This is a genomic window from Halorussus rarus (assembly GCF_003369835.1).
Classification (GTDB): Archaea; Halobacteriota; Halobacteria; order Halobacteriales; family Haladaptataceae; genus Halorussus; species Halorussus rarus.
On sequence record NZ_QPMJ01000003.1, the window covers coordinates 284750 to 296363 of the forward strand.

11 protein-coding genes are annotated in these 11614 nt (G+C 70.8%); 2 read left to right on the forward strand and 9 right to left on the reverse strand.

Going from position 1 to position 11614, the window contains the following annotated elements; translation table 11 throughout:
• Positions 1-37: 37 nt before the first annotated feature.
• Both DVR07_RS17595 and DVR07_RS17600 read right to left on the reverse strand, forming a co-directional pair.
• Positions 38-361 carry a hypothetical protein gene (locus DVR07_RS17595; RefSeq protein WP_115798619.1) on the reverse strand — a complete coding sequence of 108 codons (324 nt, stop codon included), beginning with the start codon at positions 359-361 and terminating at the stop codon, positions 38-40.
• 167 nt (positions 362-528) lie between these two features.
• The gene (locus DVR07_RS17600) at positions 529-912 is read right to left on the reverse strand and encodes a hypothetical protein (protein ID WP_115798620.1); all 384 of its coding nucleotides are present in this window, start codon (positions 910-912) and stop codon (positions 529-531) included.
• 158 nt (positions 913-1070) lie between these two features.
• Here DVR07_RS17600 and DVR07_RS17605 point away from each other — a divergent pair, with 158 nt between their 5' ends.
• A complete protein-coding gene (locus DVR07_RS17605; RefSeq protein ID WP_115798621.1) occupies positions 1071-1913 on the forward strand; it encodes a restriction endonuclease in 843 nt (280 codons plus the stop codon).
• A 224-nt stretch (positions 1914-2137) separates the two neighbouring features.
• Here DVR07_RS17605 and DVR07_RS17610 read toward each other — a convergent pair whose 3' ends face one another.
• The 7 genes from DVR07_RS17610 to DVR07_RS17640 form a co-directional block, all read right to left on the reverse strand.
• Positions 2138-3313, reverse strand: coding sequence for a GNAT family N-acetyltransferase (locus DVR07_RS17610; RefSeq protein WP_115798622.1), 1176 nt, complete (start codon positions 3311-3313; stop codon positions 2138-2140).
• 491 nt (positions 3314-3804) lie between these two features.
• On the reverse strand, positions 3805-4785 hold the full coding sequence (locus DVR07_RS17615; protein ID WP_115798623.1) for an ABC transporter permease subunit: 981 nt from the start codon (positions 4783-4785) through the stop codon (positions 3805-3807).
• A complete protein-coding gene (locus DVR07_RS17620; RefSeq protein ID WP_115798624.1) occupies positions 4782-5693 on the reverse strand; it encodes an ABC transporter ATP-binding protein in 912 nt (303 codons plus the stop codon). The genes DVR07_RS17615 and DVR07_RS17620 overlap by 4 nt, the downstream gene beginning before the upstream one ends.
• Before the next feature lie 140 nt (positions 5694-5833).
• A complete protein-coding gene (locus DVR07_RS17625) occupies positions 5834-7126 on the reverse strand; it encodes an MBL fold metallo-hydrolase (RefSeq protein ID WP_115798625.1) in 1293 nt (430 codons plus the stop codon).
• A 53-nt stretch (positions 7127-7179) separates the two neighbouring features.
• Positions 7180-8094, reverse strand: coding sequence for an ATP-grasp domain-containing protein (locus tag DVR07_RS17630; protein WP_115798626.1), 915 nt, complete (start codon positions 8092-8094; stop codon positions 7180-7182).
• Between the two features lie 138 nt (positions 8095-8232).
• Complete coding sequence (locus DVR07_RS17635; protein ID WP_205254560.1) at positions 8233-8958, reverse strand: class I SAM-dependent methyltransferase; 726 nt, start codon at positions 8956-8958, stop codon at positions 8233-8235.
• Between the two features lie 182 nt (positions 8959-9140).
• The gene (locus DVR07_RS17640) at positions 9141-10058 is read right to left on the reverse strand and encodes a winged helix-turn-helix domain-containing protein (RefSeq protein ID WP_115798836.1); all 918 of its coding nucleotides are present in this window, start codon (positions 10056-10058) and stop codon (positions 9141-9143) included.
• 135 nt (positions 10059-10193) lie between these two features.
• On the opposite strand from DVR07_RS17640, the gene DVR07_RS17645 reads away from it, so the two are divergent.
• Positions 10194-11372, forward strand: coding sequence for a M24 family metallopeptidase (locus tag DVR07_RS17645; RefSeq protein WP_115798837.1), 1179 nt, complete (start codon positions 10194-10196; stop codon positions 11370-11372).
• The last annotated feature ends 242 nt before the right edge of the window (positions 11373-11614 follow it).

The following is an 11614-nucleotide window of genomic DNA, read 5'->3' on the forward strand; positions in this document are numbered from 1 at the left end:
CGTTCCATGATGCCCTCGGCGACACGCAACCAGGTGATCAGTCCTCCTCGTCGTCCCCGCCGGGCAAGCGACGGACCGCCTTCAGCCACCTGTCTTTGGCCGCCTGCCCGGGGTACGCGATCGGGTCGTACGCGATGTCTTCGGCCGTCCCGAGATGCTCCCCTTCCCTGCCGGTCGCCCGTCGCCACAGGCCGACTACCGCTGCGATCAGCAACGACGCGAACAGGACAGCCAACGCGACGCTGGCGAAACTATCGAACGGCGACACCACGAAGGCCAGAAGTGTCGCGAGCGCCGCCAGCGACGACCCGTAGAAGAGGTAAATGAGCGACTTGCCGGATATATCGAACGTGCGGCTCATCTTCGTATCGGACGGTCACTCGATGGACTGATAATCCTTTTCGACTGGTTGGATACCTCGCACCACGCTACAGCACGGAAGAACTCGATTCGTCGCACTCCTCCTTACCGAGCAACAGCCTGATTCTGCGAGGTGGACGGAGAGAATGGGCGCATTTTCACCGACTGCTAACGGCCCAGCGCACGGCGAATCCTCGCCATCAGACCACCGCCGCCCGACGTCGGGAGTTCGCGGGCCAGCGCGTCGAGCTCGTCGTCGCCGAACCGACCGTCGTGGCGGGCCTCGGTCAGCCAGTCGTCCCACTCCTCGGCGGTTAGGGTGCCCCGGGACTCCTGGCCCCACTGCTCGACCAGCGCCTCCCGGTCGCGGAACGGGATGTCCATCTCGCCGCCGCCCCAGTGGAGCGGCGAGAGCCAGAACTCGTACTCGGCGTCCTCGCCCGGCGGCTCGTCGCCGCCCGGGAACTCGACGCGATAGGGGTAGTTGTTGTAGAGGAAGACGTCGTCGGGCGCGACGGTCTCGCCGTTCGGGAGTTCGAGCGTGCGGGTCATCCGGGCGGGCGGAGCTACGGTCGGCGACCTATTGAGCGTTCGGCCGGGGGTCTCGAAGCAGATTCGGTCACCCCATCGACGACTGGCGTCTCCTGTCCGGACACTCTCTCGAACGCGACCGCGAAACCTTTAGATCCCCGGTCTCGCTACGTGGGAGCATGGCGATGTCGGCGGCGCAGGACCGACTGCTCGACCGCATCCTGGAGCTCTCCCCGGCGGAGTTCGAGGTGCTCTGCAAGGTCGTCCTCGCGGGGAGCCTCCGGACGACGCGGCTCGCGGTCACCCCCGCCTCGCAGGACGGCGGCATCGACATCGAGGGCCGGCTCAGCTACGACTGGTTCGCCGCGGACTTCGGCGCGCAGGTCAAGCGGTACGCCCCCGGTAACGTCGTCGGCAGCGACCGCATCCACCGGCTGGCAGGCGCGCTCACGGAGAACGGCTACGACCTCGGCACCTTCGTCACCACGAGCTCCTACTCGGGACCGGCCCGCGAGACGGCCGAACGACTGCCGATTCAACTGGTCTCGGGCGCCGACCTCACCGAATCGATGCTCCGGACCGGCGTCGGCGTGACCGGGGCCGGCGACGACTACGACCTCGACCCGACGTTCTGGCGGGCGCTCGCCGAGAGCGACGAGAAGGTCCCGGCGAGCGAGGTGCCGCTGGCCAACAACCTCGACCGGGTCCGCGACGTGCTCGGGGCGCTCCGGGCGACCGACGGGACCCGCGACGAGATACGGCGGTGGGCGGCCGAGTCCGCCGACCGCGACCTCTCTGAGCGCCACGTCTACATCAACGCCAACTCCGCGACCGTGCTCGGGCTCGCCCGCGAGGAACCGTCGCCCGAGGGCGACGCTCGGCGGTGGGGACTGACCGCGACGGGCGCCGACTACCTCGATGCGGGCGCCGAATCCTCGAACGAGCGATCCGCAGCGTCGACCTCGTCGGGCGCGTCCGCGCGGCGGTCGCCGACGCCGGCGAACTCCCCGCGACCGAGATAGACGAGACCGTCGCCGCGGAGACGTCCGGCCTCTCCGAGACCAGCGTCGAGCGCCGAAGCAGCGCGATACGGGCGTGGCTCGGCGTCCTTCCCGAGATATCGGTCGAGGGGCCGCGGTCGGCGAAGCGATACGTCCTGTCGGACGACGGCGACGGGGAACTTCCGCCGGAGTCGCCCCGCGAGTAGCGACTCGCTGCAGGAGTCGGGCCACGGCTCTGCTCTCGTTCACTGACTATCCCGAGCGCAGAGCGCGAGCCGCCAGTCCGTAGGGTCGCCCAGCGCCCGACCCTCCAGCGTCCAGTCGCCCCCGTCGTCGGCCGGCCGGGCGACCTGCACCGTCGGCGTGGCGACCCACGACAGCGGCGGTCGTCGGTCGCCGCGGAAGCCGTGGGCCGCCAGCAGCGAGTCGGGCAGGCTGTCGCCCTCGGCGAGTATCACGTCGGCGTCGGCGTGCTCGTCGAGCACCGCGGGCAGCAGCGCCGACAGCGCGCGGTCGCGCTCGGGGCTCCCCGCCAGCGGGACCACGTCGGCGAGCTGGACGACCCGCGTCCCGTCCGACCGGGTCCGCGCGCCCACGACGAGGGCGGCGGCCGGGCCGTCGGCCGACGCCACGACCGTCTCGTACGCCCACGTCGGGTTGTCGAACCGCCAGCGGTAGAACCGCTCGTCGCGGGCGACGTGGAATCGGCGCGGCTCGCCGGCGTCGGCCAGCGACGCGAGCAGTTCGGGCGGCACGCGGTCGTGCCACCGGACGGCGGTTCCCTCGGTCCCCGCAGCTTCTTCGGACGACGCCGCCGACGCTGGCGATGCCGACGCCAGGCGCTCCCGAGCCGCGAAGTACGACCGCGCCGCGCGTCGACCGGCGTCCGCCGCCGCTTCGCCGAGCCGGTCCGGCGGCTCGACCGCGACGGCGTCCGAGACCCACGCGGCCGGGTTCTGGACCCGGTAGTAGGTCGTGCGCTCGGCGACGACCTCCCAGCCGAGCTTGCGGTTCCCGGGCAGCGAGTACCGGTTCGGGAAGTTGAAGTAGCAGTCGACCCGGTCGGCGTAGCGGTCGAGCGCGGCCTCTGTCATCCGGGTGAACAGCCCCCGACGCCGGTGGTCGGGGGCGACCACGGTGTCGCACGGCTGGAAGGCGAGGCGGTCGGTCCCCTCGACACGGAGCGCGAGCGGGAGGAACGCCCTGGCGCCGACCACCTCGCCGCCGGTCTCAGCAAGGAGTATCGGGACGTGGTCGACGTACGGGTTCGACCGGTACTTCCAGTCGAACCACGGCTCGCTCGCCCGACCGCCGAGCACGCGCTCGAACAGCGAACGGAACGCCTCGCTGTCGCCCGGTTCGTACGGGCGAATCTCGTACTCCGGGCTCTCGCGGCGACCGCCCGCTTTCGGTCGACTCACGCGACCACCTCCGGCGGTCCGGCTCGCGGTCCGATTCGACTCGGCGACCCCCGCCCGGAGCTCTCCCGACCCGGCGGACGTTCCGCCGGACCGCCTGACCCCGGTGGGCGTTCCGGCTCCCCGTCGTGGCGCGCAGCTAGCATCGGGCGTCCCTCGGTGCTCGCCGCACAATACTACTGGCCGCCTAACCGCCGCCGCGGACCGGCGGGGCGGCCGGCCCCTCCGCCGGCTCCGAGTTAGCCGTGCGCTTCCATCGTGATTAGCTGACGCCTAAGGCCGGGCTCGGTGCGAGCGCGGCGCCGCTGTTCGGGACGAAACCCCGACGGGACGACTGACCAGCAATCCGTCGAGTCGGCCGGGTCTACGGGCTGTCGAGACGGACTCGGAACGCGGACAACGGTTCCGGGAGCGAATACGCGACGCCTACCGGCGATTCGAGCGTCCCCGTCCCGAACGTCTCCCTCCTCGACCCGGGCGCATCGACGCCGCGCTCAGAGCAGGTCCCGGCCCCGGAAGTAGAGCACGCCGGCGACCGGCGCGAGCGCCGTCCAGCCCAGCAGCACGACCGCGGCGAACGGGTAGCCGGTCGCCGCCGAGGCGAGCGGTTCGTACGGGGTCGTGACGAGCGGGTGGCCGTGTTCGACGTTCGCGAACAGGGTCGTGAGCTTCACGTAGGCGTTGATGGGGTTGAGCCGGCCGATCCAGAAGTACCACTCCGGTCGCGGGAACGGATTCTCGACGCCCTGCAGCAGGACGAACTGGAACGCGGGCCAGCCGGCGCGGAGCACCGCGAACGCCGCGATGACGGCCGCGACCGCCCGGTTGGAGTTGTCGGCGTACGCCGACGCGGTCAGCCCGATGCCGACGAACAGCAGCGCGTAGGGGATAGAGACGGCCGTGAGCCCGACCATCCCGAGGAACGAGCCGTCCTCGAAGGTGGCGGCAACGATGACCCCCGTGAGCGCGAGACAGACCACCAGCGGGACGACGACGACCGCGGCCCGCGAGAGGTACTTGCCGAGGAAGGCGTCGTCCCGGGAGTTGGGCAGGCCCAGCAGGAACCGGACGCTGCCGGTCTCGCGCTCGCCGACCAGCGCGGCGTAGCTCCCGACCAGCCCGACCAGCGGGAGCAGGAACGAGAGCGCGCTCCCGATGGTGACGACCGCGAACGACATCGACGGGCGGACCCCGCGGGCGGGGTCGGAGAGCGCGAGCGTCAGCGCCACGGCGAGCGCCGTGAAGCCGACGACCACGCCCGCGATCTGCTTGGGGTTGCCCAGGAAGACCAGCGCGAGCAGCGCCCCGACGGTGAGCAGCCCGCCCACGCCGGCCAGCGCGGCCACGTCGGCCGCCAGGGCGAACAGCCCGACCGCGACCACCGTCGAGAGCGCGAGGATGGCGGACACCGCCGTCCCGGTCCGCGACCGGTAGACGCTCGTCAGGTCGCGCCGGCAGACGTCGCGGTAGCTCACGCCCGGCCCTCCGTGTACTCCGAGAAGACGTCCGACAGCGACGCCTCCTCGACCGCGAAGTCCTCGAAGACGCCCGCGTCCGCGACCGCGTTGAGCGCCCGGAGCTTGATCGCGCCGTCGCCGTCGCACGCGACCTCGATGCGACCGTGGCGGGGCCTGACCTCCTCGACGCCGTCGAGCGCCCGGAGGTCCGCGAGGAGCGCGTCCGGGACCGACGACACCCACACCGAGAGCGTCGTTCCGGCGCCCAGTTCCCGCCGGAGCTCCTCGACCCCGCCGACCGCCGCGAGCGACCCGTCGAGCAGGATGGCGATGCGGTCGGCGACCGCGTCGACCTGTTCGAGGATGTGGCTCGAGAAGAAGACGGTCGCGCCCCGGTCGGCCTCCGCCAGGACGACCTCCCGGAGGGTGCGGGCGCCGTTGGGGTCGAGCCCGGTCGACGGTTCGTCGAGCACGAGCAGGTCGGGCTCGCCGACGAGCGCGACCGCGAGCGCCATCCGCTGGCGCATCCCCTTCGAGTAGCCGCCGGCCCGCCGGTCGGCCGCGTCTTCGAGGCCGACGCGGTGGAGGAGCGCGTCGGGGTCGTCGTCGGCGTCCTTCGTCTCGATGGCGTGCTCGACGTGCTCGCGCCCGGTGAGCCGCGGGTACGCTCCGTACCCTTCCAGCAGCAGGCCCGAACGCCGCCGGACCGCGACCGAGTCGCGCCGCGAATCGCGCCCGAACACCCGGACCGTCCCGCTGGTTGGCTTCGTGAAGTCGAGCATCGCGTTGATGGTCGTGGACTTGCCGGCGCCGTTCGGGCCGAGGAAGCCGAACACCTCGCCCTCCTCGACCTCGAAGGAGAGGTCGTTCACGGCCGTCACGTCGCCGAAGCGCTTGGTGAGCCCGTCTAATTCGATGACTGACATGGGGACCGTACCTCGAACCCCAGACGCTCGGAGGATAAGTCTTGTCACGCGGTAATCGTGACCAAGTGCGCGACAATCTGTCGGTAGTTCGACGGACCAGCCAGAGAACGACCGGTTTCCGCCACGCCCCGCTCGGACGCCTACACGACGACCGTCTCGTCGTGCTCGGGCGCGGTCGCGTCGTACCCCTCGTCCCCGAGTTCCGCGGCGAAGTCCGCGCACCGGTCGCCGTGGTTCACGAGAATCTGGGCGCCCTCGTACTCCCCGAGGAAGTCCAGCAGCCCCTCGCGGTCGGCGTGCGCAGAGAAGTCGTACCACTCGACCTGCGCGCTGACGGGCATCACCCGGCCGTCGAGTTCGGCCCGACCGGTCTCGAGGAGTTCGCGGCCGGGCGTCCCCTCGACCTGGTAGCCCGTGAGCGCGACCTTGTTCGTCGGGTTCGCCCGGATGGCCGGCACGTAGGTCATCGCCGGGCCGCCCGAGAGCATCCCGCTGGTCGTGACGACGACCGTGTTCTGCTCGGCGATGCGCCGGCGCTGGCCGTCGCGGCCGGTGACGAACCGGGCGTTCGACGTCGCGCGCTTGAGGGCGTCGGCGTCGCGGACGAACTCGGGGTGGCGGCGCAGCATCTCGGTCACCTCCTTTCCCATCCCGTCGACGTAGCAGTCGACGTCGCGGGCCTCGCAGACCAGCAGCATCTCCTGGGTGCGGCCGATGGCGAACGCCGGGACGACGACCGTCCCGCCCTCCCAGACGGTGGTCTTGACACTCCGGGCGAACCGGTCCTCGATGTCCCCGCGGGGCTCGTGGTCGACGTCCGAGTACGTACTTTCGCAGAGAACGACGTCGGCGTCGGGTCGCGCGGTCGAGGGCGAGACCAAGCGCTGTCCACGAATCGGTTCGCCGGCGCGATTCGTGCGGCTCGCGGGAGCTTCGCTCTCGCGGTGGTCGTCGGTGTGGAAGTCGGCGGTGTAGAGCAGTCGCGTCTCGCCGTCGTCGACCAGCACGTGGGCGCTACCGGGGATGTGGCCCGCGTTGTAGAACGTCACCTCGTGGCCCGCCGCCTCGAACGTCTCGCGGTAGCCGTGGGTCTCCGAGACCTGCGTGACCCGCCGGACCTCGGTCTCGGTGAACGGGCAGTCGTACGTCCCGCCGTGGAGTTTGAGCGTGTCGCGGGCCAGGGTGAGCGCGAGTTCGCGGGTCGGCGGTGTCCAGTGGATGGGCGGCCGACGGTCGCCCGAAAGCAGCGAGGGAATCGCCCCGACGTGGTCGAGGTGGCCGTGGCTCGCAACCACCGCCTCGGGGTCGGGGGCGTCGACCGGGAACTGCGGGGGGTTGCCGGTCTTTATCCCGTAGTCCAGCAGCAGGCGGTCGTTGACGAGGATGGCGCTCCGCCCGACCTCGCGGACGCCGCCCAGGAACCGGAGTTCCATCGGATCACGATAGCCACCCGGGCGGTTTGGGTCCGTCGCTTTCCGGCGAGACGCTACTCACCCGCTCCGACGGCCGCCAGCGCGGTCTCGACCGCGTCGGCGAGCGCGGCGACCGCGCCGGGTTCGGTGTCGAGGCTCAGGTACGGCTCTATCAGTTCGAGCTCCATCAGCCGGAACCCCCCGTCGCGCTCGATGCTGTCGACCCTGGCGTACGGGAGCCGGGCCGGGTCGACGCCGAGCAGTTCGCCCGCGGTCTCCAGTACTGCCCGCGAGTCTTCGACCACGTCGCCCGGCGGGTCGTCGGGCTCGGAGGTGCCGCCGTAGTCGTGGTGGGCGCGGAAGTCGTCGGCCGCGGGGTAGCGCCGGAGGGCGTGGCTGAACTCGCCGCCGAAGAAGACCAGCGAGCGCTCGCCGTCGGCGATCTCGGGCGCGAACTCCTGGACCAACACGTCGCCGTCGCCGACCAGCGACGCGAACCGGTCGCGGCGGTCCGGCGCCTCGGCGAGCGACGTCCGGAACGCGCCCCGGGCCTTCGCGCCGACCGCCGGCTTCACCACGGCTCGCTCCCAGCCGCGGTCCCGGAGCAGCGCCGGGAGGTCGGCGTCGCTCGACGCCTCGACCCACGCGGTGGGCAGCACCGGAACGCCGGCGTCGGCGAGGTCCCGGAGGTAGAACTTGTGGCTGTTCCACCGGACGACCTCGGGCGGGTTGAGCACCGTCGCGCCGGCGTCGACGAGGGCGTCGAGTCGCGCTCGGAACGCGTCGGGCGCCTCGTGGTAGTCCCAGCACGACCGCAGGAGCGCGACGTCGAGGTCCGCCCAGTCGACCTCGTCGTCGGTCCAGACGACGGGGACGGCCGCGAAGCCGCGACGCCGGAGTTCTGACCGGAGGGCTCGACCGTTCTCCGTGAGCCGAGGCGCGCTCTCGCCCGTGACGATGCCGACGCGCGTTCGCGGGGAGTCGGTCATGTGAGCCGGATACCGGCGCGAGCGACTAATACGCTCGCTGTACCTGTCTTTTGTAGGAAAAGTTACTTCCTGGTGTATCGCTCCGCCGACGGTCGGTCAGAAACCGGGCTACCGAGCGACTGCCGAATCCGCTTCGCCTCACGAGGGGTCGGCTTCGATCGCAGTGAGTATCCCGAGCGGCCCGGTCCGGGCCTCGGTGACCGTCAGCCCGGCGCGCTCGGCGACCGCCACCGGCTCCTGGTTCCACCGGCAGCCGGCCTGCTGGTAGTGGGAATCGGCGCGCCAGTCCTGGAACCGCGCGAGCGGGCCGACGTCGCTCCGGCCGTGCTCGACCAGCAGTATCCGGCCCTCGGGCCTGCAGACCCGCTCCATCTCCCGGAGCGCGGCGACCGGGTCCGGGAACGTGCAGGTCGACAGCGCCGAGACGACCGCGTCGAAGCTGTCGTCGTCGAACGCCAGTTCCTGGGCGTCCATCCGCCGGAGCGTCCCGTCGCGCCCGAGGCGGTCGAGTCGGTTCTCGGCCTTCGCCAGCATCTCCGGGCTGATGTCGATTCCGACCAGGTCGACTCCCTTCGGGAGGTATCGGAAGTTGGTCCCGGTGCCGCAGGCGACGTCGAGCACCCGGCCCGTCGCGTCGCCGAACTGCCGACGGCGAGTACGGCCGGTGAGCAGCCGGTCCATCCAGTCGAACCGCTCCATCCAGTCGGCGTACTCGGCGTACGACTCGCGGATCTCCGCGACCGACATCGGGCGGTCGCCCGCCGGGTCGCTCGCGGGGTCGGGCTCGTCGTTCGGTCGGCGCGGCTCGTCGGCCGGTCGGGCGGTCGCCTCGCGCCGGCCCGCCGAATCAATTTGCTCCGTCATCTCTCGTTCCTCTAGCCGCGCCGCTCGACCATAATAGTATCGTACAACTGATAATTTGTCGGTTCCGCTTCAAAATCGCGATTGACCGTTTCGCAGCCGATGCAGGTCATCCGGGACGAATTCCGACGCTCGCGACGTGCCGACCGGCCAGCCCACTCAACCGCGATAAAGTAGTCTTTCTGTCATTCCTCGCCGGCGTCGACGGTCGAGGCTCGGACGCGCTCGGTGCGCGTGACGTTCGCGGCGGCGTCGAGTCGGGCCCGGAGCGCGTCGTCGCCCCGGCGCAACACCACCTCGAAGGCGTCGGGGTCGGTCGCGGTCCGCTCGGACGTCCACCGGCCCGCGCGGAGGTGCTCGTGGAACTCCCACATCCCGGCGGTGCTCACGTCGACCCCGCGGTCCCAGTGGAACGCGACCGACGCGGGGTGGTAGGCCACGCCGTAGGTGAGCGGGCCGGAGTACCGCCGGAGACAGATCTCGCAGGCGTCGACCGCGAGGTACGGGTCGGCGTCCGGGAACGACGGCTCGGGGACCTCCCGAACTTCGGTCGAGAGCGACCCACCGCACTCGGGACACGTGCCGCGCCGGATCTGGGCGTAGTCGGCCGCCTGCCGTCGCGCGACGCTCGCCAGCAGGTCGGCGTCGGACTCGACCATCGCCGGCGTGACCGGGTAGCCCGCCACCGGACGGTCGCAGGACTCGCACTCGACGCTGAAGAACTGGTCGCGGAGCCGCGCGACGAGCGCCGTCTCGCCGCAGTAGGGGCACGCGCCGTCGGCCTCCCGCGGGTCGACGTCGCCGAGGCGCTCGTACCCCTCGGCCAGCACGAACCGGACGACCTGCTCGCCGGCGGGAGTCAGCGAGTAGCGCCCGCCGCGCTTCCGGAGGAACGTCCCGGCGAGCTCGCCGAGGTGGTACGACAGCCGGGAGGTGCTGTCGACGTCGATCCGGTCGCGTATCTCGGAGAACCCGAGCTGGGCCGGCCCGGTCCCCAGCCCGTCCCGGTCGTGCTGGGCCCGCGCGACGGCCCGGAGGACGTCGACGCGGGTCGGGTCGGCCAGGAGTGCGAACGCCTCGTCGGCGGTGCGGTCCTCGCCCACGGCGGTCACCTGCGCCGACAGAGGTCGGCCGCGCCCTTGAAACTCCGGTCTCGGAGGGTGTACACACAATCCGTTTCCAATGTACACAAAAAAGTTAACCGGCGGCGCGTCGAACCGCCTGTGAACGTCGGTGCCATGCCACAGGAAATCTTCGACGACAGCGAGTACCAGCGGCGGATCGCCCGGACGAAAGACCGACTGCGCGAGGAGGAACTCGACGCGCTCGTGGTCGCCGACCCGGCGAACATGAACTACCTCGCCGGCTACGACGGGTGGTCGTTCTACGTCCACCAGGCCGTGGTCGTCACCCCCGACCGCGACGAGCCGGTGTGGGTGGGTCGCCAGATGGACGCCAACGGTGCGCGGGCGACCACGTGGCTCGGCGAGGAGAGCATCCGGGCCTACTCCGACGACCACGTTCACTCGCCCTACGACCTCCACCCGATGGACTTCCTGGCGGACGTGCTCGAGGACCTGGGCGTCGACGACGGCCGCATCGGCCTCGAGATGGACGCCTACTACTTCACCGCGAAGTCCTACACCCGCCTGCAGGAGAACCTCCCCGAGGCGACCTTCGAGGACCACACCCTCCTGGTCAACTGGGTCCGGGTGAAGAAGTCCGACCGGGAACTCGAGTACATGGAGCAGGCCGCCCGCATCTCCGAGAACGCGATGCGTGCGGGCCTCGACGCCATCGGCGAGGGCGTCCCCGAGTACGAGGCCGCCGAGGCCATCTACTCGGCGCTCATCGACGGGACCGACGAGTACGGCGGCGACTACCCCGCCATCGTCCCGCTGATGCCGTCGGGCGACCACACCGGGACGCCCCACCTCACGTGGACCGACCGTCCCTTCGAGGACGGCGACCCCGTCATCATCGAGTTGTCGGGCTGTCGCCACCGCTACCACTCGCCGCTGGCCCGCACCACCTTCGTCGGCGACCCGCCCGAGGAGATTCAGGAGACCGCCGACATCGTGGTCGAGGGCCTCGAAGCCGCGCTCGACGCCGCCGAGCCGGGCGTCTCCGCCGAGGAGGTCGAGCGGGCGTGGCGCGAGACCATCGCGAAGTACGACGTCGAGAAGGAGGACCGCATCGGCTACTCGATGGGGCTGGGCTACCCGCCGGACTGGGGCGAGCACACCGCCAGCCTCCGCCCCGGCGACGAGACGGTGCTGGAGGAGAACATGACCTTCCACATGATTCCGGGCCTCTGGTTCGACGACTTCGGCGTCGAGCTGAGCGAGACGTTCAAGGTGACCTCCTCGGGCGCGGAGACGCTGGCGGAGTTCCCGCGGGAGCTGTTCACGGCGTAGGCCCGAGTCGGGGTTCGCCTTTCGGCGCGAATCGACAGCTACAACGAATCGAATAGACCGCCCTTGTTGAACGCCTCAATCGGTGATACGTTTCGGGGGTCGTGCTGAATAGGGAGGGATAGTCCGTACCAGACCCGGAGTTATGGGGTGGGTGGTCGCTCGGGAATTACAGAGCCTCTGCTGAGGAGCACACAGGATCAGGTGACGAGGTCAGCCGACACGACAATTCTCAGAGCGCGCTC

What these genes read in the sequence shown, in the direction of transcription:
- DVR07_RS17595 (WP_115798619.1), bottom strand. Translation starts at nt 361, where the DNA reads ATGAGCCGCACGTTCGATATATCCGGCAAGTCGCTCATTTACCTCTTC.
- DVR07_RS17600 (WP_115798620.1), bottom strand. Translation starts at nt 912, where the DNA reads ATGACCCGCACGCTCGAACTCCCGAACGGCGAGACCGTCGCGCCCGAC.
- DVR07_RS17605 (WP_115798621.1), top strand. Translation starts at nt 1,071, where the DNA reads ATGGCGATGTCGGCGGCGCAGGACCGACTGCTCGACCGCATCCTGGAG.
- DVR07_RS17620 (WP_115798624.1), bottom strand. Translation starts at nt 5,693, where the DNA reads ATGTCAGTCATCGAATTAGACGGGCTCACCAAGCGCTTCGGCGACGTG.
- DVR07_RS17625 (WP_115798625.1), bottom strand. Translation starts at nt 7,126, where the DNA reads ATGGAACTCCGGTTCCTGGGCGGCGTCCGCGAGGTCGGGCGGAGCGCC.
- DVR07_RS17630 (WP_115798626.1), bottom strand. Translation starts at nt 8,094, where the DNA reads ATGACCGACTCCCCGCGAACGCGCGTCGGCATCGTCACGGGCGAGAGC.
- DVR07_RS17635 (WP_205254560.1), bottom strand. Translation starts at nt 8,958, where the DNA reads ATGACGGAGCAAATTGATTCGGCGGGCCGGCGCGAGGCGACCGCCCGA.
- DVR07_RS17645 (WP_115798837.1), top strand. Translation starts at nt 10,194, where the DNA reads ATGCCACAGGAAATCTTCGACGACAGCGAGTACCAGCGGCGGATCGCC.